This is a genomic window from Brevibacterium yomogidense (assembly GCF_016107685.1).
In the GTDB taxonomy this organism is placed as follows: domain Bacteria; phylum Actinomycetota; class Actinomycetes; order Actinomycetales; family Brevibacteriaceae; genus Brevibacterium; species Brevibacterium yomogidense.
Genome location: NZ_JABASY010000005.1, coordinates 103,601 through 127,217, shown reverse-complemented (window position 1 = coordinate 127,217; position 23,617 = coordinate 103,601). Strand labels below are relative to the sequence as shown.

Genomic DNA, 23,617 nt, shown 5'->3' with positions numbered 1-23,617 from the left:
CATGTTCGTCCCCCTGGCATTCCTCAAGAAGTGGAAGGAGCGGGCGGCCGCCGCGGTGGGCAGCCGGCTGGAGACCGCGGTGCCGCTCACGGACGACCAGGTGCGCGCCACCTGGCTCACCGCGTCCTGGCTGATCGGCTACCCGGACGAGGAGGTCATCGAGCGGCTGGACCTCATCGAGCAGCTCGCGGCCACCCTGCCCGGCACCGTGTCCGCGGACCTCCTCGAAGTCGTCCGCCACGTGCGCGACACGGACACGGAGACGCTCCGCGCCGAATACGTGGAGACCTTCGACACCCGCAGGCGCGGCTGCCTGTACCTCACCTACTTCACGAACGGCGACACCCGGAAACGGGGGATGGCGCTTCTGGAGATCAAGCAGACCTACCGGGAGGCGGGGCTCGAGGTGTCCGACGACGAGCTGCCGGACCACCTCGCGTACGTGCTGGAGTTCGGTGCCGCACACGACCTCCATCGCGGGGTCTCCGTCCTCCTGTCGAACCGGGCGGGCATCGAGCTGCTCCGGATCCACCTCGACGAGATCGGGTCGTCGTGGGCCGGTGCCCTGCGAGCGGTGTGCTCCACCCTGCCCGCGCTCGACGGCGACGACATCACTGCCGTCGAACGCCTCATCGCGGAGGGCGTGGAGGAGGAGTTCGTGGGATTGTCCGGCTACGGCCACGAGGACGGCTCCGCGGACATGCCCCCGGCGGACATGAGCCCGTACGCCATCGACGCGGCCGGTCCGCCCTCCTCCGCGTTCTCACCCCCGCCGTCGGGGAAGACGTTCATCCCGCTTCGCGATGTGAAAGGTCTGCAGTCATGAGTTCGCCGTCCGCACTCGCCACAGTCATGTGGGTCATCGTCCCCTATCTCGCCCTGGCCGTCTTCGTGCTGGGACACATCTGGCGGTACCGGTACGACCGGTTCGGCTGGACCACCCGCTCCAGCCAGATCTACGAGTCGAAGCTGCTGCGCGTCGGATCACCGCTGTTCCACTACGGCATCATCTTCGTCTTCCTGGGCCACGTCGTCGGCCTGGGCATCCCCAAGTCGTGGACCGCAGCCGTGGGGATCACGGACGGCATGTACCACTTCATGGCGATCACGGTGGGACTGGGCGCGGCCGCCGCGACGGTGGGCGGGCTCGCCATCCTCATCTACCGGAGACGGACGAACGCCCGCGTGTTCGGTGCGACGACGAAGCTCGACAAGCTCATGTACGCCATGCTCGCGGTGACGATCCTCGCCGGCGTGTATTCGACGATCGTGGAGTCGGCGATCGGTCACTACGACTACCGCGAGGGCATCTCCGTGTGGTTCCGCCAGTTCTGGGCCTTCCAGCCGGACGTCGGTCTCATGGCGGCGGCTCCCCCGGGCTTCCAGGTCCACGTGTTCACCGCGATCCTGCTGTTCGCACTGTGGCCGTTCACTCGGCTGGTCCACGTGTTCACGGTGCCGCTGGGGTTCCTCACCCGGCCGTACATCGTCTACCGGTCGAAGGACGAGCTGCGGCAGCCGCAGCGCCGCGGCTGGGAGAAGATCGACTTCTGAGGTTCGACTTCCGGGGGATCGATCTCCGAGGATCGACGCCCGAGGCTCGACTCCTGGGTCTCCACTCCTGACACTCGGAGCGTTCGCCTCACTGCTGTCGTGAGTGCCTGCCCGGAGGGTTCCGGTACAGGCGGGAAGGGCGGCCGCGGCGGCCGTCGGTGAAGTCTCCGGTCGCCTCGAGATACCTCTTCATCCCGCGACGGAACGTGTCCCGCGGCAGTTCCGTCCCCGCGACGGATTCGTGGAGGGTCTGCAGGTCGCCCAGGCTGAACGTCTCCGGCAGCAGCCCCCAGGGGTCCGGGTACTCCGCGTAGGCAGCACGCACGCGGCGCAGCGCTTCGACGAAGACGCGCGGGTGATCGTAGGGCAGGCGCACTCCGCCGTCGACCTCGACGTCGCCCACCGGGACCAGCGTGATGCTGCCGCCCTGCAGCCCCTCCGCCACGACGGACCCGGGCACCACGTCGAGGTGGGCGACCGTCACGACCCACCCGCGGGGGTCGCGGTCCGGGTCGTCGAAGACCTGGAGCTGTTCGGGTTCTCGTCCGGTGATACCCGCCTTCGTCCGCAGGCTGCGCAGCACCGCGTCGTGGAGCCTCTCCCGTTCGTGGACGAACGTGCCCGGCAGCGCGAGGCCCACGTCCTCCGTCACCAGCACGATCTCGAGGCCGCGGTCCGTGACCGTGAACGTCGCCGTGTCGACGGCGAGTGAAGGCCTCGGGAAGTCGGTGAGCGGCGCCCCGGTCACGCGGAGCGTGCGCCCAGGCGCGGGTCGCGTCGGTAGGGGACGAGGAGGACGCTGGAGTGTGCTCCGGTGAGGACGGCGGAGCTGGTCCGTCCCAGCTGGGAGGTCATCGCGGCGAAGACACCTCTGCCGCGCTTGCCGACGACGACGACGTCCGCGCCGTCGGAGGCGTCGATGAGGAGTTCGGCCGGATCGCCGGAGGGGAACTCGATGTCCGCCTCGAGGCCGGGGTAGGCGTCGCGCAGCCACGCGAGGTCCGCTTCTGCTCGGGCCTGCGTCGCCTCGCGGTCGCCCAGCGCGTCCACTCCGACGAGGATCCGCAGCGGTCGCCCGCTGCCCACCGCCAGCGACGCCGCGTCGAGTGCGGCGACTCCCGCGTACTCCGAGGTGTCGAGGCCGACCACGATTCCGCCGGTCCCGCCGCCGCTCGCCACCGAGGGGTGCTCGACCGGGTCGTCGAATTCGCTTCCGTTCCTCACCGTGTGCACGAGGACAGCACTGAGCGCGTGCCCGGGCAGCCCGAAGCTCACCGTGCCGATCCGCCCGCTGTTGACGCGGCCCGCACCGTGGCGGCCCAGCACCAGCAGGCCCGCGTCGTCGGCGCGCATCGCGAGTTCTTCCCCCGCATCGCCCACGACGACCTCGGTGAGGATCTCCGTGCCCGAAGCGCCGTCCGGGTGGCTCGAGTCCAGGTCGCCCAGGCGGTCCGACAGCCCGACGAGGACCATCCGACCGGTCTCCGTGAGCTCCGCTTCGTCGTCGATCTCCAGATGTGCGGGCGTGATGACGTGCACCAGTCGCAGGGCGTGCCCGGAGCCGCGGAGCTCCTTGAGTGCCCACGCCGCGGCTTCCGCACTCTGGTCAGAACCGTCGACTCCGACGATCACGTCTCCGCTCAGCTGCACAGCGCCTCCTCCAGGTCCGGGTCCTCCCCTGATCGTAGTGAAGTACAGCGCTCTTCGTCAGGGGTGCACCGCGTGTCGGGACGACGGCGTCCGATAACCCGTTGACGGGCACCGGTCCGACGCGGGTGAGCCCTCCGGTCTGGCGCGGTTGGGACGACGGAAGCCCCGCCACCTGGTGGTGACGGGGCTTCCTGCTCTGAGCCTCCTGTCGGAATCGAACCGACGACCTTTTCATTACGAGTGAAACGCTCTGCCGACTGAGCTAAGGAGGCAACGCGGAAAAGCTTAACCCCGTCCCGGTGACGGCGTCAAAACGGCCTGAGCGCCCTCTGCGCGGCGGCCTCCACCGCCTCACTGAAACGTTCGAGTGCGGGCAGCTCCATCGCCCACCGGTGCCAGTGCAGTTCCACGTCCAGCATCGGCAGACCGGGGATCCGGACGAGGTCCCCGACCTCCGGAAGGTCACCCAGGAGCTGTTCGTGGATGCACCCCCACCCCAGCCCTGCGCGCAGGCCGGTGACGAACCCCTGCTGCTCGCCGAGCATGTGGGTCGGAGGGTCCGCCGTCACGTCGTGCTCGTCGCACCACGCCCGCAGCACCCGGTGCTGCAGTTCGTCGGCGGCGCCGAACGTGAGGACGGGGCAGGACGCGAGGTCGAGACCGCCCTCGTCGGTGAGGTGGCGTGCGGCGAGCTGCTCCGACACGACCGGCACGTACCGCATCTTCCCCAACGGCGTGGCGGTGCAGCCCGTCTGCGCGGTGGGCAGGGAGCTGAGAGCGCCCAGCACGTCACCGCGCGCCAGCGCCTGGTGACCGACGTCCTGGTCCTCGACCCGCACCCGCAGGACGACGTCGTCCCAGTCCGCGGCCTCGACGATCACGTCGGACAGCCACGTGCCCAGGGCGTCGGCCCCGACGGCGACGGGCAGAGCGGAACGCAGGGGCGCCTCGGCGGCGGGGGCCAGGGTCTCCACGAGTGCGACGACCTGCCGCGCGGTCGCGAGCACCGATTCCCCCGCGGTCGTGGCCCGGGGCGGGGTCGAGCGGACGACGAGGATGTGTCCCATCGTCGTCTCGAGGGCGCGGATCCGCTGGGAGACGGCCGACGTGCTCACACCCAGGGCGAAGGCCGCCGCGTCGAACCCGCCCTCGTCGACCACTGCGACGAGCGCGGCCAGCTGGGCGATGCTGGGGTTCTCCGCTCTCACACCTCGGTCCATGAAGATCACCTTAACCAGCTGAAGGCGATGCACATGGACTTCACACGCCCGCGCACCGTACGTTCGTGCTCATGACCCTCCTCACCCTGCTCGCCGTCGGCTTCGCGACCGGCATCGGACTCATCATCGCCATCGGGCCCCAGAACGCCTTCGTCCTGCGCCAGGGCATCCGCCGCGAGCACGTCGCGGTCGTCGTGATCGTCTGCGCTCTCGCAGACATCGCGCTGATCGCGCTGGGCACCGCCGGGATCGGGATCGTGTTCGAACGCGCCCCGTGGATCGTCCAGATCATGCGGTGGGGCGGCGTCGCCTACCTCGTGTGGTTCGCGTACACGAGCATCCGCGCCGCGTTCGGCCACGACGAGTCCCTCGACCCGCATGCGGAGAATGATGCGGATGCGCAGGGACGAGACGACGCGGGTGCGGGTGCAGGCGTGGCGGGCGGTACGGGCTCCCGGGGGCAGAACAACATGGATACGGGCTCCCGGGGGCAGGTTCTCGTGCGCAGCGCCGGGTCGATCGCAGTCGCGACGGCGGCGCTCACGTTCCTCAACCCGCACGTGTACCTGGACACCGTCGTCATGCTGGGCACGATCGCCAACCAGCACGAGCCGCGATGGGTGTTCGCCGGGGGCGCCATGCTTGGGTCGCTCGTGTGGTTCGCGGGACTCGGGTGGGGCGCGCACCTGCTCGCCCCCGTGCTGCGCAGCCCCCGCGTCTGGCGCGCGATCGACCTGGGCATCGCCGCCGTCATGCTGCTGGTCGCCGCGAAGCTCGCCTTCGCCTTCTGAGTGTGATCGGCACCCCCTCGGAACACGATGGAACTCGCAGTTCCGCGCGCCTCGGTAGCTGACAGTTCCACGCTCCTCGGTGTCCGTCTGCCCCATACGCGCCGGTATCCGTGACGACTTTCGCGTAACCTCGTGACGACGGCTGTCAGGTTCCCGACGAGCAGAGGTGTGCACGAGCGTGATCAGATTCTCGCAGGAGAGGGTCAAGGAGTTCCTCACCCAGTTCCGGACGCTCGTCGAATGCGAGTCACCGTCGAACGACCCGCGATCCCTCGCAGCCAGCGCCCGGCTCATCGCAGAGATCGGCGAACAGATCACGGGTGTGCGGCCCAGCATCCGATCGGTAGAGGGGTTCCCACACGTGCTCTTCCACATCGGCACAGGCCCCCGCCGCGTGCTGCTGCTCGGTCACCACGACACTGTCTGGCCCCGCGGAACCCTGGCGACGATGCCCTGGTCCGTCTCCGGCGACGTCGTGAGCGGGCCCGGCACGGACGACATGAAGGGCGGGATCCTCATCGCGTTCCATGCGGTGGGCGAACTGCTCCGCCGCTCCGGTGAGAAGGCGCTCGACGGAGTGAGCATCCTCATCACGGCGGATGAGGAGCTGGGTTCACCCACCTCGCAGTCCCTCATCGAGAGTCTCGCCCAGGAGGTGGAGGCCGTCCTCGTCTTCGAATCCGGAGGCACGGACGGCGAGGTGAAGGTCGCGCGCAAGGGGGTGGCGATCTACCAGCTGGAGGTCATCGGCCGGGCCGCCCACGCCGGGGTCGAACCGGAGCGCGGCGTGAATGCGACGGTCGAAGTGGCCCAGCAGGTGCTGCGGATCGAGCAGATCGGCTCGCCGGACGGCAGCACCACGGTCGTCCCGGCGGTCATGCAGTCGGGGACGACGACGAACACGGTGCCGGCGCGGGCGACCGTCGGCGTGGATTCCCGGGCGCTCACGGTGGACGAGCAGCAGCGGGTCGATTCTCAGATGAGAGCACTCGAAACGCAGAACCCGGGGGCGCGGATCGTGCTCCACGGCGGCATCAACCGGCCACCGCTCGAGGAGAGGTTCGCAGAGGACCTCCTCGTGCGCGCGCAAGAGGCTGCCGAGGCCCTGGGACATCCGCCGCTGGGCTCGGTGCGTGTAGGCGGAGGGTCGGATGCGAACTTCGCCGCGGGGATGGGCACCCCCACCCTCGACGGGTTGGGCACCGTGGGCGGCGGGTCCCATGCGGACGACGAGCACGCTCTGCTGTCGTGGATCCCGCGGCGCGTCGAGCTGACCGCGACGCTGGTCGCTTCACTCCTGCAGAACCCGGTCCCCCGGCCGGACGCGGCGGCTCACCCAGAGGAGGCCGTGCAGGGCCACCGCGTCAGTCGGTGATCCGGGGACTCGGTCGGTCCGTGACGCAGCGACTCGGTCAGTCCGTGATCCAGGGGTTCGACAGGCCGACGAACGCGGCCTCCACGACGAGCGCCGATGACATGTTGGTCGCGAGCCGCTCACGCGCCTGACGGAGGACATCGATCCTCTTGAGCGTCGCCGTCGAGTCGCCTTCTGCCGCGAGCTTCGCGATGCGTTCGTCTTCGTCCACGTTGATCCGTCCGGTGTCGGCACCCAGTTGTGCAGCGAGGACGTCGCGGTAGAGGGACAGCAGCTCGATGAAGATCGAGTCGAGCTCGTCGTTGCGGGCACGCACGTCCCGCCTCTTCTGCTCTTCTTCGAGACGGCGGATCTGGGCGCGCGCGCTGGGCGGGATCTTTCCCCCGGCTTCGACGCCGAGCGTCGTGAGCAGCCGCTCCTTCTCCTGCGCGTTGCGTTCCTCCGTGCGCGCCTTCGCCCGATCCTTCGCGACGTCGACGATGCGCGCGGCGATGCGGATGGTAGAGCCGACGGAGGTGAGGTGGCGCGGGATGTCGAGGACGAAGGTGCGTTCTGATCGCGCGTTCGGCGAGGTGGCGAGGTGGCGGGCCCTGCCGATGTGACTCTGGGAGGCGTGCGCCGCCCAGCGTGCGGTGTCCGCGTCGACACCGGCCTTCTCCCGCAGCAGGGCTGCGACCGCGTCCGGACTGGGGATGCGGAGTGTGACGTTGCGGCACCGCGAGCGGATGGTCGTGAGCACGTCCTCCGGGCTGGGTGCGCACAGGATCCACACGGTCGACGGCGGGGGCTCCTCGATCGCCTTGAGGAGGACGTTGGAGGTGCGTTCGGCCATGCGGTCAGCGTCTTCGATGATGACGACCCGCCAGGGCGCGTTCACGGGCGCCTGGTGTGCGGTCGACACGAGTGCGCGGACCTCGTCGATCGAGATGAGCGACTTCTGGGTCGACAGCACGGTCATCGATTCGTGCGTCCCCCGCAGTGCCCGTTGGACGGCCGGCGAGTCCGCCTCCCCGGCGTCGGGTGTGAGGAGGGCCGCGGCGAAGGCGCGGGCGGCATTGGAGCGTCCTGAGCCGGGCGGCCCCGTGATGAGCCACGCGTGCGTCATTCCGGTGCTGCCGGCGGCGGAGGCGCGCGACAACTCGTCGACCGCGCGTTCCTGGCCGACCAGTTCATCCCAGACGCTCATCGTGGCACCGGGCCACCGTGGTCGGGTCCGCGGTCGTGGCCTCGCTGTGCGCGCAGCCGTTCGCGCGCCTGTCGTTCGATCTCCGCCTGCGCACGCAGCCGTTCCCTGCTCGTCTGCCGTGCAGCGGTGGTCACGTCACGCTGCGGGGGGACCGCGCTCTGGACGGTCGTGGGAGCCTCTGACGTGTCCACGACGGGCGGAGGCGGAGGCGGCGCGTATCCGGGGTGTGGCGGGGAGCCCTGCGGCGAAGAGCTGTGCGGCGCGGACGCATGAGGGGCGGGAACGTGGGGTGCAGAACCGTGCGGGGCATCCGCCTCCGCGCGTCGCACGACTCGGGTCTCGCCTTCACTCCCCTCATCCGTCGCGGGCGCGGCGCGACGCACTGCCCGGGTCTCGTCTTCGCTGCCCGCTTCTGCGGGTACACGGTGGACGACGGTCGGCGCGTCATCCGCGACGACGGGTGCACCGGCGGGCGCGGCACCCCCGGCGGTCGGCCCTGCTGTGTGAGACGAGGCGACAGGGGACGGGCCCGCAGGCTGCAGGGGGCCTGAGAACGAGTCCTGCTGTGAGTCCTCTTTCGCCGCACCTGCGAGGTGGTCTTCCACCGCCTGGAGGACGGCGTCTGCGATGGTGTCGATGTCCCGTCCGGCGTCGATGACGACGTAGCGGTCGGGGGACGCTGCCGCGAATGCCAGGAACGACTGCCTCACCGTCGTGTGGAAGAAGTGGTCGAGGGCGTCGAGGTGGTTCTCGTCGCCGCGGCTGCTGGTGCGCTGCCGGGTGACGGCGGGATTCGCATCCAGCACGATCGTGAGGTCCGGGCGCAGTCCCTCCGTCGCCCAGGTCGACAGTGCGACGATCTCGTCATCGCCCAGTTCCCGCCCGGCCGCCTGATAGGCGCGCGAGGAGTCGATGTACCGGTCGGTGATGACGATGCCGCCGCGGGCGACGATCGGTCGGATGAGCGAGGCGACGTGGTGGGCACGGTCGGCGGCGAACACCAGGGCCTCCGCCCGGGGTGTGACACCGTCCCCGTCCAGGACCACGGATCGCAGCATCCGGCCCGCTTCCGTGCCGCCGGGTTCGCGAGTGGTGACGACTTCCGCGTGCCCCCTGTCCCGCAGTGCGTCCGCGAGGAGGTGGATCTGTGTGCTCTTGCCGGTCCCGTCGCCGCCTTCGATCGCGACGAACAGCCCCCGGCTGCCGGACGGGGAATCCGGTGAGCCCGATGGCGCGGCATCCGCGCCCAGCGCCGATGCCAGTGTCGTCGCTGCGACCGCCGCTGGATCTCCGTGCGCGACCGCATCCGCCGACCCCGGAGCTTCCGCTGCTCCCAGAGCTTCCGGTGCGGCCCCCGTGCCTCGACCGGTGTCCTGCGCGCCGATGTCCTGTGCTCCGGTGTCCGGCGCACCGGCATGCTGCGCACCGGCTTCACCCGGTCCCGTGCCGGCTGCCGCTGCCCTGCGGCCCGCGGCCTGGGGCACTCGGAATGCGTGGACGACGTCGACGCCGATCCCGTGGATCCCGGTGGGGCCGAACGTGAAGAGGGAGATCACTCCGGCGATCAGCGCGATCGCACCGATGAGCACGTAGGAGAGACCGGCGGGATGGATGTCCCACGACGCGTATGCGCTCAGGGGGAGCTCTGCCGTGAAGCCGACGGCGGTGATGATGACCGCGGCCGCCATGCCTACGATCGCGCCGATCCGGCGCGAGAAGTGGTACCGCTGGGCACGCACGCCCAGGCCCACGAGGAACGCGACGCCGCCGGAGAGGATCGCGGTGCCGGACAGCTCCGTGAGCACGCCCGTGGACACCGTGAGGACACCTGCGGCGATGAGGGCGAACGAGGTGAGTCGGGTGCGGGTCATGCCGGGCGCGAAATCCGGTCCCGTCTCGAAGCCGACGGCCCAGCCCAGGAGCACAGCGCACAGGATGACGGACATCCCGGCCTGCCCGAAGCCCAGATCTGCGACGGTCGGCTGTGCGAGGACGCCGACCGCGCCCAGCACCGCGAAGAGGAGATGGCAGGGCCAGGCGCTGGTGACCTGTGCCCCGGGCCGGGCGATCCCTGCGCGGTCCAGGACGTGCGCGCCGGTGTCCGGCAGATGCACGCCCCCGTCCGGCGTCTTCACGAGGAGCACGACGACGCCGGCTGTCATCACGAGGCTCCCCAGCAGCAGGAGCCAGCGGATCGCGCCGTGCCCACCGCTCACGCCGCCCAGCAGCTGTGCGGCGTAGGTGGTGAACACCATGACGGCTGCGGCGACACCGGCGCTGCGCCACGGCTTCACACGGGTGTTGACGATGAGGCTCAGCACCGCCGCGAAAGTGGCGCCCACTCCCAGGCCCACGACGACCGCGAGGATCGCGGAGACGGTGAATACCAGTGCGATGGCGAGGCCCACGACGACGATCGACGCACCCAGTGCGACGCGCAGCGCTGCCCTGCCGCTCAGCTTGTCCTGGGGGACGAACAGGCCGGCCACGGCTGCTGCGAGGACCGCCGCGTAGAGGAGGACCGCCGGACGGGAGGCGAGGCCGCCGTCGCCGGTGAGCGCATGGATCCCCGACATCTGCGAGGAGTCCACGAACGCGGAGACGCCGAACGCACCCGCCGAAGCGAAACCCAGGGCCGCAGCCGTGAGGATGGTGAGCCAGGCGCCCACTTCGACGGTGAAGACGCCCAGGACGTCTGCTGCTGGCGCCCCACCGGCAGGACGCTCGTCCTGCGGGCGGTTCGATCGGGGGTGCGAGGATCCTTGATCATTCACGTCTTCAAGCCTACCTGCGAGCCCGGACACGGACGGGGACGTCAGCGGTCGCGGCGCAGCGGCGGCCTGCTCCCTGCGCCGGCCGTCGCGCGGTCTCCCGACTACTCTGAGACCGTGCGAACAGAGACGAAGCCGGCGGCGGATATGGATAGGGCAGGGGACCTCGGCGGCGGGCAGCGGGGGGCTCTCTCCGTGCTGCGGCACGGCCCGGGCGACGCCCTCACCGACCTCGCGATGGCGCGGGCCCTGCTCGACGCGGTGCGCGACGGCAGGCGCGGCCCCACCCTGAGGATCTACCGACCGGCCCCCACGGTCGCCTTCGGTGCGCGCGATCGGTTCCTCGACGGGTTCCGGCCCGCGATCGAGGCAGCCCGCGCGCACGATTTCACCCCGGCACTGCGGACTCTGGGCGGGCGTGTGGCCGCGTATCACCCGGGCAGTCTCGTCATCGACCACATCGAGCCGACGACCGCGTTCCTCACGGAGACCCAGGACCGGTTCGTGCGGTTCGGCGAGATGTACGCGGCGGCGCTGCGGGACATCGGCATCGACGCGCGGATGGGCGAGATCCCGGGCGAGTACTGCCCGGGAGAGCACAGCGTCAACGTGGGCGGGGAGATCAAGGCGATCGGCACCGCACAGCGCGTGGTGGGCGGAGCGTGGCTGTTCTCGTCGTCGATCATCGTCGAGGACCCCGACCCGATCCGCGCAGTGCTCACCGATGTGCAGGCGGCACTGGGCCTCGCGTGGGAACCGCGGACCGGCGGCTCGATCTCCGAACTCCACCCCGGGCTCACCGTGGAGACCGTGGAGGACGCCCTGCGAGCCGCGTACTCCCGCGAGTACGACCTCGTGCCGGGGCAACTCGATCCCGCCGACGCCGAGGCCGCCCGGACCTACCTCGACGCCCACCGCCTCTGAGCCGCAGCGTTCATCCGCTTGGCGGAGGGCGTCGCTCCCAGCCGGATTCGACACCCGCAGCCGTCACGGGGTCTTGGGCGTCGAGCTCTTCCCCGTCGTCTTCTTCGCGGCAGTCGTCTTCTTCGCCGTCGACGTGGTGCCCGTCGACTTCGCCGTTGACGACTTCGCAGCCGTGGTCTTCGCAGCCGTCTTCTTCGCTGCGGGCTTCTTCGCTGCCGTGGTCTTCGACGCGGTCGTCTTCCGTGTCGTCGTGCGCTTCTTCGCCGGCCCCTTGGCGCGCTTCTCCGCGAGGAGTTCGAAAGCGCGTGTGGCGGTGATGCCGTCGACGGAGTCGTCCTTGCGCAGGGTCGCGTTCGTCGTGCCGTCGGTCACGTAGGGGCCGAAGCGCCCGTCCTTCACGACGACCGGCTTCTTCGACTCCGGGTCCTCGCCCAGCTCCTTGAGCGGCGGTGCTGCCTGTGCGCCGCGACGCTGCTTGGGCTTCGAGTAGATCTCCAGCGCCTCTTCGAGGGTGATCCCGAAGATCTGCTCCTCCCGCTCCAGCGACCGGGAGTCCGTCCCCTTCTTGAGGTACGGGCCGTAGCGGCCGTTCTGCGCGGTGATGGGGGTGCCTTCGGCGTCCTCACCGACCACGCGCGGCAGGGTGAGCAGACGCAGCGCCTGCTCGAGCGTCACCGTGGTGGGCTCCATCGACTTGAAGAGGGAGGCGGTGCGCGGCTTGGGCTTCTTGGCGCCCCGCTTGGGCTTCTCCTCCGGCTCGGGAAGCACTTCGGTCACGTAGGGGCCGAACCGGCCGGACTTCGCGACGATCGTGTGACCGGTCTCCGGGTCGACGCCCAGTTCGCGGTCACCGATGCCCTGCGTCCGGATGAGTTCGCGCGCCGCTTCTTCGGTGAGCTCGTCGGGGGCGAGGTCGTCCGGCACGGACACGCGGCCCGGGTCGTCCCCCTCCTTCTCCGGCGCGATTTCCAGGTACGGGCCGTAGCGGCCCACGCGCAGGACGATGCCGTCCGCGATGCGCACGGTGTTGATCTCCCGGGCGTCGATGTCGCCCAGGTCTTCGACGACGGCCTTGAGGCCGGGCTTCACACCTTCGCCCTCACCGCCGAAGTAGAAGTCGTGGAGCCACTGTGTGCGGTCCTCACGTCCCCCGGCGATCTGGTCGAGGTCCGCTTCGAGGTCGGCTGTGAACTGGTAGTCGACCAGCCCTTCGAAATGGTCCTCGAGCAGCCGGGTGACGGAGAACGCCACCCAGCTGGGCACCAGCGCGTTGCCGCGGTTCGTCACGTATCCGCGGTCCTGGATCGTGGAGATCGTCGCAGCGTACGTCGACGGGCGGCCGATCCCCAGCTCTTCGAGTCGCTTGACCAGGCTCGCTTCCGTGAAGCGCGGTGGCGGTGCGGTCGTGTGGCCGTCCGCTTCCGCCCGCTCGACGGCGATCGCGTCGCCCTCCTTGACGTTCGGCAGGCGGGATTCGCCGTCCTTGCCGTCCTTGCGGTCGGAGTAGCGGTCGACGTCGCGACCCTCTTCGTAGGCTGCGAGGAAGCCGCGGAACGTGATGACCGTGCCCGAGGTCGTGAATCCGGCCGTCGCAGGCGCCGCCGTCCAGCCCCCGCCGGCCAGCTCCGCCGAGGCCGCAGCGAGGTCCGCTCCGATCCTCATCGTCGCGGTCGAGCCCTTCGCGTCGGCCATCTGCGAGGCGACGGTGCGCTTCCAGATGAGTTCGTAGAGGCGGAACTCGTCGCCGCCGATCGAGGACGACACCTGCGCCGGAGTGCGGAACGAGTCGCCGGACGGGCGGATCGCCTCGTGGGCCTCCTGTGCGGCCTTTGCCTTCGACCCGTACATGCGGGGCTTGCTGGGGACGTACTCCGCTCCGTACAGCTCACCGATCTGACGGCGTGCGGCGGAGATCGCCTGGCCGGACAGCTGGGTGGAGTCCGTACGCATGTACGTGATGTAGCCGTTCTCGTACAGGGACTGTGCGACCCGCATCGCCTGGCGGGCGGACATGCGCAGCTTGCGACCGGCCTCCTGCTGCAGGGTCGACGTGGTGAAGGGTGCGGCGGGGCGCCGGGTGTACGGCTTCGTCTCCAGCGAGCTGACGGAGAGCGCCTGCTGCGCGGGTCCGGTGAGAGCGGCTGCGAGCGACGTGGCCTGCGGCTCGTCCAGCACGACTGCCTTGGACGCCTTCTTCAGCTGTCCGCGGTCGTCGAAGTCGCGGCCGGAGGCGACCTTCGATCCGTCGACGGTGTCGAGGCGGGCCTTGAAGGCGGTGCCGCCGCCGGCCTCGGCCAGTTCGATGTCGAGGTCCCAGTAGTCCGCGGACACGAACGCCATGCGCTCGCGCTCACGCTCGACGACCAGGCGGGTCGCGACGGACTGGACACGGCCGGCGGACAGGCCTGCACGGACCTTGCGCCACAGCACCGGGGAGACCTCGTAGCCGTAGAGGCGGTCGAGGATCCGGCGGGTCTCCTGCGCGTCGACCAGGTCGACGTCCAGTTCGCGGGTGTTCTCCAGGGCGCGTTCGATCGCTTCCCGGGTGATCTCGTGGAACACCATGCGCTTGACGGGGATCTTGGGCTTGAGCACTTCGAGCAGGTGCCACGCGATGGCTTCGCCTTCGCGGTCCTCATCCGTTGCGAGGTAGAGCTCGTCGGCGTCCTTGAGGAGCTTCTTGAGCTCCGTGACCTTCTTCTTCTTGTCCGGGTCGACCCTGTAGTAGGGGGTGAAGTCGGAATCCACGTCGACGGCGAACCGTCCGTATGGGCCCTTCTTCATGTCCGCGGGCAGCTCCGACGGCTGGGGCAGGTCGCGGATGTGACCGACAGAGGCGGTCACGTCATAGCCGTCCCCCAGGTACCCCACAATCGTGCGGGCTTTGGTGGGTGACTCGACGATGACGAGTCGGCGGGGGCTTGTGGTGGCGGCCATGTATTCCTTTCACCTGATGTCATCCGCTCGCTTTCGGGCACGGCGAATCCTGCCGCGGTCGGATGTGTGCACAATGTAGCACCAGCTGACCGCCGGGTATTCCGTGGCGCTCGCTGGGGTGCTCGTTGACGAGCTCATGGTCGGAACCGATCTCAGTCGGCTGCCGGGACGATGACGGCCGCGGGGACGAGTGCGCGCACCTGGTCGGCGAGCTGTGCGGTGAGCGCTGTGTCGTCGACGCCCAGGAGGTGGGCGAGCGCGGCTGCGATCTGCGCGAGGGTGAGGGTGCCGTCGCAGACTCCGAGGAACCCCGCCAGCGCCGGATCGGCCTGGAAGGTCTGCGCGAGTCCGCCGCCCTGTTCGATCGTGATCATGGTGGGGTCTTCAGCACCGGGACGCAGGTGGCGGTGCTCGGTCACGTCCGGTGCCAGCTGGAAGGCGGTGTCCGCGAGTTCCCCGTCGGTGGCCCCTGCGAGCCATTCGAGGAGTGCCATCCGGGTCTCGAGGAACGCGGCGAGCCCGGCCGGGTTCGATCCGGGTCCGGAATCGATCGCGGCGAAGTCCCGCAGGGATGCGGAGGACGTGTCCGTCTGTGCGGCCCCTTCCGCCGTGGCCTCGCCCGACGCACCGTGCCGGTGCAGCAGCACCCAGCCGAATCCGACCTCGTCGACGCCGCGGTCCGCGAAGTCGCTGAGCCACCGGTCGACGTCGGCGTGCCACCGCGCCGAGGCCCGGGCCACTCCCCCGTCCCGGATCCAGGTCCGCGCGTACTCCGCAGGCAGCATCCGCTGCCTCTCGATCACCATCGCCGAGGTCTCCGTCCCCTCCGCGCTCGCGCCCACCCAGTCCGTGGGCGGGGTCCGACCCGTGCCGTACTCCCAGTTGCCCAGCATGACGGCGGTGCCGTCGTCCCGCAGGCGGGCGGGCGCACCGGCGACCATCGTCCGCATGATCGCATCGCCCGCCAGGCCGCCATCCCGATACCCGTAGGCGACCGCACCCGAGCCGGCCACGGCCTCGGCGGCGGTGGTCTTTCCGTCCTCGGTGCGCGGGGTGATGACGAAGGGAGGGTTGGAGACCAGCAGGTCGACGCGTTCGGGGAGGGGTTCGTAGAGGGAGCCTCTGCGGAACTCGACCCGGTCGGCGACCCCGGCGAGCCCGATGGTGAGGCGCGCGATGTCGAGGGCCCGCTGTGACAGGTCGGTGGCGATGACGTGGTCCGCGTGGCGGGCCAGCAGGGCGGCCTGGATGCCGCAGCCGGTGCCGATCTCGGCGGCGAGCGCCACCCGGTCGCGCGGGGTGATGTCGAGCAGGGTGCGGCCGGCGCCGCCGTAGCCCAGCACGTAGTCGCCGTCGAGGACGTCGGGGCGGGTGAGGGTGCCGTGGTCGGCGAAGAGGAGGAGCGTGTCGTCGCCGGGCGCCATGCCGCGGGGCACTCCCACGGGCAGCGGATGCGGGGTGAGGGAGAGGACGGACCGCACGGACGCGGTGCTTTCCGGGGCGTCGTCCTCGGCCGGACGCTCCACCGCCAGCAGTCCCGCGTCGGTGAGTTCGTCCACGAGGGAGGCACCCACCGCCTCGACCACATGCGTCCGATCGACGGGTGCGTCGAGGAGGAAGAGGAGCGCGACCGCAGCAAGGCTCCTGTCGCGGCGGGAGCTGTCGCTGTCGACGGGGGCATTGCCCTCGTCATGGGCGCCAGTGTCACGTGTGGCGCTGTCCCGGGCGAGCACCGCCCGGCAGTGGCGGCGGGCGGGGGCCGGGTCGTTCGCGTCGAGTGCCGCGTCGGCGTCCGTGCCCCACAGCCCTCGCAGACCGGCCGGTGTGCAGCGCGCGGTGTGGAGTGCAGCCGCGAGGGCCTCGAGTGTGCGCGCGGACAGGGTGGGCACGGGCGGGAGCGCGGGGGCGGAGGAATGCGCTGGTGCAGACAGAGGGGAGCTCACCCCGCCATCGTAGAGGCCACGGACTCGTCCAGCCTGTGGTCGGCTCCGTCCGCATCCCGGGCGCGTCCCGAGGAGCGGCCCGGATCTGAGACGATGCGGGCGATGTCGAGGTTCGACGGCCCCACCTTCGACGACGCTCTGCTGGGGTCGCATCACACGCGTCTGATGCGCGGAATCGCCGCCGGTGCTTTCGCGACGTTCGTCGCGCTCTTCTCCCACGTCGCCGCCGGCGGCCACACTCCGACCCTCTTGGGTGTCGGGCTGCCGCTCCTGCTGGCGGTCTTCGTGTGTGTCGCGCTGGGCGGGAGGAAGCCGTCCCTCGTCCGGCTCACGGCGTCCGTGGCGATCAGCCAGTCCGCATTCCACGGGATCTTCGATGCGGCTGCCGCTTCCGCCCCCGGTGCAGGTCGCTCCGTCGCCGAGGCCGCAGCCGCCGCCGACCTCCACGCCCACCACCACGTGGGCGGAGTCCCCGCAGATTTCGCCTCCGCGGTCACCGCGGGGGGTGCCGAGCTGGGCGGTCATGCCGCGCACGGTGGGACGGCGATGCTGTTCGCGCACATCGTGGCGGCGGTCGTGACGATCGCGGTGCTGCACCGGTCAGAGATCGTCATGAGGTCCCTCGCGGGTCTGCTGCGGATGCTCGGCCGCGCGCTCGCGCCGCTGTGCCGCGTGCTGGCTCCTGCCGTCGTCGTCCCCCGCGGCCGCCCGCTGGTGGGCGAGGGCTGCGAAGTCGACACCCCGCCTTCCCTGGGCGTGGTCCGTTCGACCCGTGTGGACCGCGGGCCCCCGGTGCGCCCACTCGCCTTCGCCTGACGGTCAGCCCCTCCCATACCGAGGGACCTCCGGCTTTGAAGGCACACCGGTCCACATTCTTCACCGGGTGTTCGTGCTCATGCCGCGCAGTGCCTCAGCACTGCTGGCCAATCGCGCTCACGCGAGAACAGCACTGCGCGCTCGCACGCACCCGGACACACAGAAAGGCGCACTCATGCGCACTCACAGAACTGCTGTCGTCCTGCCCGCACTCGCCTCCGTCGCGCTCCTCGCTCTCACGGGGTGCAGCGCATCCGGCGCATCGGGTGATCCCGCTGCCGACGCGGCGTCGGTGATCACGGTCGACGACCCGTGGGTCAAGGCGGCCGAGGACGGCATGACGTCGTCGTTCGGGCTGCTGGAGAACACCGGCGAGGAGGACGTCACCCTCGTCGCCGTCGAATCGTCGGTGTCCGAGGACATCGAACTCCACCAGACGTCCGATGACGGCTCCGGCTCCATGTCGATGGAGGAGAAGGAGGGCGGGTTCGACATCGCGGCGGGCGACTCCCTCGAACTGGCCCCCGGAGGCGACCACATCATGTTCATGGACTTCGACGGGCCGCTGAGCGCCGGTGACTCCGTCGACATCACACTGATCTTCTCCGATGACTCGCGGCTGGAGTACGACGCGGCGATCCGCGACTTCGCCGGAGCGGACGAATCGTACAGCGACGACGAGGACCACGACCATGGAGACCACAACGACCATGGGGACCAGGACGACGAGGCAGACCACGACGAGGACGCGCACGCGGGGCGGGAAGGTGACGGCGGCCTCGGCGATGGTGGGCAGTCATGACCGGGCCGAGCAGGCGGCGGATGCTGCTGGGCGGTGCGGCGGCCGGTGCCGGCTTCGCGGCGCTGACGGCATGCACGGCGCGCGGCGATGACCAGGACGCCTCGGCGGAGGCGGCGCTCCTCGCCGTCGGGGCGGACACGGTGCCGTTCCACGGGACGCATCAGGCGGGCGTCACCACCGACCCGCAGGCGTTCGCGACCTTCATCGCGCTGACACTGCGGGACGAGACCGACCGCGAGGCGATCCGCAGGCTGCTGCAGGTGCTCACGGACGACGCCTCCCGACTGACCGCAGGGCGGGGTGCGCTCGCGGACACGGAGCCGGAGCTCGCGGCGACACCCGCCCGCCTCACGGTGACGCTGGGTTTCGGCCCGGAGCTGGTCCGCCGGGTGGCAGGCGAATCGGCCCTGCCGTCGTGGCTGCGTCCACTGCCGGCGTTCGGCATCGACCGGTTGGAGGAGAAGTGGAACGACGGGGACCTGCTGCTGCACATCGCAGCCGACGACCAGGTCACCGTCGCCCACGCCGCCCGGATGCTGCTGAAGACCGCGCGGTCGGCGGCGACGCTCCGGTGGCGGCAGTCGGGCTTCCGCAGATCGCGGGGGTCCGAGAAGTCTGGCACCACGATGCGTAACCTGTTCGGCCAGATCGACGGGACCGTCAACCCGCGGCCCGAGGACGACGACTTCCCCGCACGCGTCTGGGTGGCCGACGGGTGGATGGCCGGCGGCACCTCACTGGTGTTCCGGCGGATCCGGATGGACCTGGACGGGTGGGACCGGCTGGACACACCCGGGCGGGACCAGGCGATGGGCAGGCGCCAGTCGGACGGCGCCCCGCTCACCGGGGAGGGCGAGTTCGACGAACCGGACTTCGAGGCAATCGGACCGCACGGGTTCACCGTCATCCCGGACTTCTCCCACATCGCCCGCGCACGCGGTGACGACGAGCGCCCCACCATGCTGCGTCGCAGCTACAACTACGACGACGACGTGGTGGGGGCGGCGAATGCGGGCGCTGCGGGTGAGGCCGCTGCGGGCGACGCGGAGATATCCGACGCGGGCCTGCTGTTCCTCGCCTATCAGGCGGATGTCGATGAGGGTTTCGTGCCTGTCCAGCGGAGGCTCGACGAACTCGACCTCCTCAATCAGTGGACGACGCCCGTGGGCTCTGCCGTCTTCGCGATCCCACCCGGGTGCGCGGAGGGAGGCTTCATCGGCGAGACGCTGTTCTGACGGTGACTCCGCCGGGACGCTCGCTCTGACCTGATCGCCTACGTCCGCGCACAGGACACTCCACCGCCTACGTCCGCGTACAGGACCGCTCCCGGCAGTGGGCCGGTCCTGTACGCGGACGTAGTTTCCCGCCGGATGCTCGCCTCAGCCTCCTCACCTCCTACGATGCGGACATGAGTCGATTCGACGGGGAGGACCCGAACGGGGCGGGTGTGCGTGTGCCCTTCGTGGCGCTCACGGCGGCCGTCTCCGTCGGGGTCGCCACGTTCTTCACCCTCTATTCACTCATCCCCGTGACCCGGACGGACACTCCCGGCCTGGGCAGCGCGTTCGTGGGCGTCCTCATGACATGCGTCATCGCGGTGCAGGTGGGCACTCCGGCGCTGGTCCGGCGGTTCACATTGCGCGGTGTCGTCACGGGTTCGCTGGTGCTGCTCCTCACCGGCACGCTCGTCGCAGGAATCGCCGGCACGGGGACGGTCCACGGCGCCGGACTGATCGCACTCCTGGCAGGAGGCGCGGTCGCCGGTGCGGGCTTCGGGATCCTCATCGTCGCAGGCTCCCAGGGTGTCGGCCTGTTGGTGACCGGCCCGGGGCTCGGCAGGGCTCTGGGCGTGTACGGCCTGGTCACGGTGCTGGCGACGGCTCTGGGGTCGCCGGCCGGAGTGCAGCTGGGTGTGAGCGCCTCCCCTGCCGTCCTGGGCGTGACCGCTGCGGTCCTGTGCGGGCTGGGCGCTGTCGCCGCCCTGGGGATCCCTTCCAGCGTGGGACGCGCACCCACCCCCAGCACCACTGCCCCTCCCAGTGCGGACGCCTCCCTCGACCCCGCCGCCGAGGCCCCCACCCCTCCCACTGACACCGCGCCCCAGGACACCCCTCCCACCGGCCCCACACCTCATGACCCCACCACTGCACCGCCCGACGAGCCTCCGCACTCGTCGTCACGCGACGGGCAGGCCACCTCGACCGCGGGAGCACTTCGGCTGCTGTCGCTCACACTCGTCTTCCTGCTGCTGGCGGTCCTGTTCCTGTCGCACGGGATCACGAGTCTGCCGGTCCTCGCAACGGACTCCGTGGGCCCCGCAGCGACGATCCTGCTCGTCCAGCTCGGAACCGCGGGCGGCCGCTGGCTGGGCGGATTCGCGGAACCCCGCCTCACACGGTCCGGCACGATCCTCCTCGCAACCGTGCTCATCCTCGCCGGCGGCATCACCGGGGTGCTCGGCAGCGCAATCTCCCTCGTCGCAGTGTCAGCGGTCGTCCTGGGTGTGGGCATCGGCACCGCACAGACGGTCGCCCTGCACACGGCGATGCGCAGAACCGACCCGGGACGCGCCTCGGTCGTGTGGAACCTGTCCGTGGATGCGGGACTGTGGCTGGGTGGCGTCCTGGCGGGCCTCGTCCTCGCCGCCGGCGCCACGACGACCGGTGTCCTCGTCACCGCCGCGGCGCTGGCAGTGACCGGCACTGTTCTCGCCGTGCGCGAACGCGTACGGTTCTGACGCCCGACTTCGAATGGCGCTCCCCCTCGCTCGCTCACGCCCATCACGCGGACGGCGAACGGCTGGCCGCGCGCGTCGCAGACGAGTCGGGCAGCGGATACGAGGTCGAGCACGAGGACGGGCCGTCATGCCGCTTCCGCATCACACGGGAGGGGTCCGGCCTCCCCGCGGCAGCGGCCTTCGACAGGCTGGCGGCGGCCCAACACGCAACGGACGCACTCCTCGCACGGCTCATCGCGGAAGACGGAGGGAAGCCCTCCGGATGGTCGGCTCACGCACCCCTGTCCGGCGACACATTCACTCCGGAGCAGTAAGCCACCCCACGGTGATGCTCGCCCGCGCCTCACCCGGCCCCGCGCCTCTCTACGATGGGCCTATGCCCTCTGAGCTCTTCGACATCCTCACCCGGTTCGGCGATCGTGCCGACCGGGTGACGCACGTCGAGGCGCTGCCCTCCCGTCCCGGCCGCACGGTCGACTGGCCCGGGTGGCTGCTCCCGCCGGTGCGCGACGCGTTCGTCTCCGCCGGGATCGAACTCCCCTACGCCCATCAGGTGGAGACCGCCGATCTCGCCCATGCCGGTGAGAACGTCATCGTCGCGACGGGGACCGCGTCGGGGAAATCGCTGGGCTACCTCATGCCCGTCCTCGACGCGGCGGTCCGCGGGACGTCCGCACCGTCAGGCCGCGGGTCGACGACGCTCTACCTCTCCCCCACGAAGGCCCTGGCCGCGGACCAGCTCACCTCCCTGCACGAGCTGGTCCTCCAGGGGCTGCGCCCCACCACCTACGACGGGGACACACCGCGTGCCGATCGCGATTGGGCCCGCCGTCACGCGAACGTCATCCTCACGAACCCGGACATGCTCCACCGGTCGCTGCTGCCGGGCCACGAGCGGTTCTCCTCCGTCCTCAAGCGGCTGGAGTTCGTCGTCGTCGACGAGGCCCACCGGTATCGCGGTGTGTTCGGCTCCCACGTCTCCCTCATCCTCCGCAGGCTCCTGCGGCTGGCCCGCCACTACGGGGCGTCCCCCGCGGTCATCGGTGCGTCCGCGACGGCGGGTGATCCCGCCGAGGTCTTCTCCCGCCTCATCGGTGCCCCCGCCCGCGCGGTGGTCGACGATGCCTCGCCGCGTGCCGCCGGCGAGTTCCTCCTGTGGGAGCCGCCCCTGCTGCCGGGGCTCGACCCGTTCCGGTCCGGCATATCGCAGGAGACCGCCGCCGAGGCGCCCACCGCTCCCAGCCCCGCTCACGACCCCGGCTCTCCGCTTGCGGTGGCGTCCGTGACCGATGCGTCTCCCGACGACCCGTGGGCGGATTCCGTGCCCGGCACCGCCACCACAGGCACGGCCCCCGTGCCGGAGGTGCCGTCCACCCAGGTGTCGGAGGCCCGCCGGTCGTCCCTCGCCGAGGCCGCGGACCTCCTCACCGACACCACCTGCGCGGGCAGGCGGGCGATCGGTTTCATCGCCTCCCGCCGCGGGGCGGAGGCTCTCGCCTCGATCGTGAAGGACGAGGTGGCCCGCGTGGATGACTCCCTCGTCCGCACGATCGCCGCCTATCGCGGCGGGTACCTCCCGGAGGAGCGCCGGCTGCTGGAGTCGGCGCTGCGCAGCGGCCGTCTGCTCACGGTCGCTTCGACGAACGCCCTGGAACTGGGCATCGACATCTCCGGGCTGGACGCGGTCATCATCGCGGGGTGGCCCGGCACCCTCGCATCGCTGTGGCAGCAGGCCGGGCGTGCGGGACGTGCGGGCCAGGAGTGGATCGCGGTGCTCGTCGCCCGCGACGACCCGCTCGACACGTACCTGGTCCACCACCCGGAGGCGATCTTCGACAAGGCGGTCGACGCGGTCGTCATCGATCCGGGGAACCCGTATGTGCTGGCCGGGCACCTGTGTGCGGCGGCCGCCGAGGTCCCGCTCACCCGCGATGACCTCGCCCTCTTCCCCGACACCGCCCCGCACATCGTCGAACAGCTCACCGCCGCGCGGATGCTGCGCAGCAGGCCGAGCGGGTGGTTCTGGGCGAAGGCGAAGAACCCGGCGGATCTATCGGATATCCGCTCCAGCGGGGGTGGGACGATCCGGCTGGTCGAGGAGGAGACCGGTGCGCTGCTGGGCACGGTCGACGATGCGGGCAGCCACCATCAGAGCCACCCCGGCGCGGTCTACGTCCACCAGGGCCGCACGTTCGTCGTGCTCGACCTGGATCCGGCGGAGCGGGTCGCACTCGTGGAGCAGCGGCACGTCGACTACACGACGGAATCCCAGTCGGTGACGGAGATCGGGATCCTGCACACCCGGGCGACGGTGCCGCTTCCGTCCGGCGCGTCCGTGAGCTGGGGCGATGTCGAGGTGACGTCGCAGGTGACGGGCTATCGCATGCGGCAGTCCGGCAGTGGCACGGTGCTGGGCGAATATCAGCTGGAGCTGCCCTCCCAGGTGCTGCAGACGACGGCTGTGTGGTGGACGGCGCCGGACGCCCTGGTCGAGGACGCGGATGTCACCCCTGCGGATCTTCCGGGTGCCGTCCATGCTGCGGAACACGCCGCGATCGGTCTGCTGCCGCTGTTCGCCGGCTGTGACCGGTGGGACATCGGTGGTGTGTCGACGGCCCGGCACGCCGACACCGGGGTGGCGACGGTCTTCGTCCATGACGGCCAGCCGGGCGGTGCGGGGTTCGCCGAACGCGGCTTCGAGGCGTTCACCGCGTGGCAGATGGCGACCCGTGAGGCCATCGAGGCCTGTGAGTGTGTGACCGGGTGCCCGTCCTGCGTCCAGTCGCCCAAGTGCGGCAACGGCAATGAGCCCTTGGAGAAGGACGCCGCCGCCCGCTTGCTCCGGACGGTCTTGGGCTGACGAGGCTGTCTTGGGCTGACCAGACGGTGTTCGGCTGACACACGCACTCTT

The 23,617-nt window shown here is 70.6% G+C and carries 17 protein-coding genes and 1 tRNA gene; 10 read left to right on the top strand and 8 right to left on the bottom strand.

Features of this window, described 5'->3' with window-relative positions; all coding sequences use genetic code 11:
- The first annotated feature begins 1 nt into the window (after position 1).
- Entirely contained in the window at positions 2-826 is an 825-nt protein-coding gene (gene narJ, locus JFC09_RS12870) for a nitrate reductase molybdenum cofactor assembly chaperone (RefSeq protein WP_198394434.1), read from the top strand.
- Positions 823-1,554 (top strand): respiratory nitrate reductase subunit gamma, encoded by a 732-nt coding sequence (gene narI, locus JFC09_RS12865; RefSeq protein WP_198394433.1) that lies wholly within the window; start codon positions 823-825, stop codon positions 1,552-1,554. Before narJ ends, narI begins: the two co-directional genes overlap by 4 nt.
- Positions 1,555-1,642: 88 nt before the next feature.
- Here the strand turns inward: narI and JFC09_RS12860 are convergent, their stop codons facing one another.
- The 4 genes from JFC09_RS12860 to JFC09_RS12845 all read right to left on the bottom strand — a co-directional run bounded on the left by JFC09_RS12860 (position 1,643) and on the right by JFC09_RS12845 (position 4,424).
- Positions 1,643-2,302, bottom strand: a complete 660-nt coding sequence (locus JFC09_RS12860) for an NUDIX hydrolase (RefSeq protein WP_198394432.1) — start codon at positions 2,300-2,302, stop codon at positions 1,643-1,645.
- Positions 2,299-3,204 carry a universal stress protein gene (locus JFC09_RS12855; RefSeq protein WP_198394431.1) on the bottom strand — a complete coding sequence of 302 codons (906 nt, stop codon included), beginning with the start codon at positions 3,202-3,204 and terminating at the stop codon, positions 2,299-2,301. The genes JFC09_RS12860 and JFC09_RS12855 overlap by 4 nt, the downstream gene beginning before the upstream one ends.
- A 199-nt stretch (positions 3,205-3,403) precedes the next feature.
- Positions 3,404-3,476, bottom strand: a tRNA-Thr gene (locus JFC09_RS12850).
- A 36-nt stretch (positions 3,477-3,512) separates the two neighbouring features.
- Entirely contained in the window at positions 3,513-4,424 is a 912-nt protein-coding gene (locus JFC09_RS12845; RefSeq protein WP_198394430.1) for an ArgP/LysG family DNA-binding transcriptional regulator, read from the bottom strand.
- Between the two features lie 71 nt (positions 4,425-4,495).
- Here JFC09_RS12845 and JFC09_RS12840 point away from each other — a divergent pair, with 71 nt between their 5' ends.
- The gene (locus JFC09_RS12840) at positions 4,496-5,215 is read left to right on the top strand and encodes a LysE/ArgO family amino acid transporter (protein WP_198394429.1); all 720 of its coding nucleotides are present in this window, start codon (positions 4,496-4,498) and stop codon (positions 5,213-5,215) included.
- A gap of 178 nt (positions 5,216-5,393) precedes the next feature.
- Complete coding sequence (locus JFC09_RS12835; protein WP_332839765.1) at positions 5,394-6,590, top strand: M20 family metallopeptidase; 1,197 nt, start codon at positions 5,394-5,396, stop codon at positions 6,588-6,590.
- Between the two features lie 37 nt (positions 6,591-6,627).
- On the opposite strand, the gene JFC09_RS12830 is transcribed toward JFC09_RS12835, so the two are convergent.
- Both JFC09_RS12830 and tmk read right to left on the bottom strand, forming a co-directional pair.
- Complete coding sequence (locus JFC09_RS12830) at positions 6,628-7,776, bottom strand: DNA polymerase III subunit delta' (RefSeq protein WP_198394428.1); 1,149 nt, start codon at positions 7,774-7,776, stop codon at positions 6,628-6,630.
- Positions 7,773-10,550: a dTMP kinase gene (tmk, locus tag JFC09_RS16925; RefSeq protein ID WP_332839764.1), complete on the bottom strand. Its 2,778-nt coding sequence runs from the start codon at positions 10,548-10,550 to the stop codon at positions 7,773-7,775. The genes JFC09_RS12830 and tmk overlap by 4 nt, the downstream gene beginning before the upstream one ends.
- A gap of 234 nt (positions 10,551-10,784) precedes the next feature.
- Between tmk and JFC09_RS12820 the strand changes: the two genes are divergently transcribed.
- Complete coding sequence (locus JFC09_RS12820) at positions 10,785-11,471, top strand: lipoate--protein ligase family protein (protein WP_232483577.1); 687 nt, start codon at positions 10,785-10,787, stop codon at positions 11,469-11,471.
- Between the two features lie 63 nt (positions 11,472-11,534).
- Here the strand turns inward: JFC09_RS12820 and topA are convergent, their stop codons facing one another.
- Positions 11,535-14,408 (bottom strand): type I DNA topoisomerase, encoded by a 2,874-nt coding sequence (topA, locus tag JFC09_RS12815; RefSeq protein WP_198394427.1) that lies wholly within the window; start codon positions 14,406-14,408, stop codon positions 11,535-11,537.
- A 152-nt stretch (positions 14,409-14,560) separates the two neighbouring features.
- Positions 14,561-16,351 (bottom strand): methyltransferase, encoded by a 1,791-nt coding sequence (locus JFC09_RS12810; RefSeq protein WP_198394426.1) that lies wholly within the window; start codon positions 16,349-16,351, stop codon positions 14,561-14,563.
- Positions 16,352-16,453: 102 nt separating this feature from the next.
- Between JFC09_RS12810 and JFC09_RS12805 the strand changes: the two genes are divergently transcribed.
- From JFC09_RS12805 to JFC09_RS12785, 5 genes are all read left to right on the top strand, one after another.
- Positions 16,454-17,167, top strand: coding sequence for a hypothetical protein (locus tag JFC09_RS12805; RefSeq protein WP_198394425.1), 714 nt, complete (start codon positions 16,454-16,456; stop codon positions 17,165-17,167).
- Positions 17,168-17,342: 175 nt separating this feature from the next.
- Positions 17,343-17,969 carry a copper chaperone PCu(A)C gene (locus tag JFC09_RS12800; protein ID WP_198394424.1) on the top strand — a complete coding sequence of 209 codons (627 nt, stop codon included), beginning with the start codon at positions 17,343-17,345 and terminating at the stop codon, positions 17,967-17,969.
- On the top strand, positions 17,966-19,204 hold the full coding sequence (locus JFC09_RS12795; protein ID WP_198394423.1) for a Dyp-type peroxidase: 1,239 nt from the start codon (positions 17,966-17,968) through the stop codon (positions 19,202-19,204). Before JFC09_RS12800 ends, JFC09_RS12795 begins: the two co-directional genes overlap by 4 nt.
- 173 nt (positions 19,205-19,377) lie before the next feature.
- Positions 19,378-20,706 carry an MFS transporter gene (locus JFC09_RS12790; RefSeq protein WP_198394422.1) on the top strand — a complete coding sequence of 443 codons (1,329 nt, stop codon included), beginning with the start codon at positions 19,378-19,380 and terminating at the stop codon, positions 20,704-20,706.
- 376 nt (positions 20,707-21,082) lie between these two features.
- The gene (locus JFC09_RS12785) at positions 21,083-23,566 is read left to right on the top strand and encodes a DEAD/DEAH box helicase (protein ID WP_198394421.1); all 2,484 of its coding nucleotides are present in this window, start codon (positions 21,083-21,085) and stop codon (positions 23,564-23,566) included.
- The last annotated feature ends 51 nt before the right edge of the window (positions 23,567-23,617 follow it).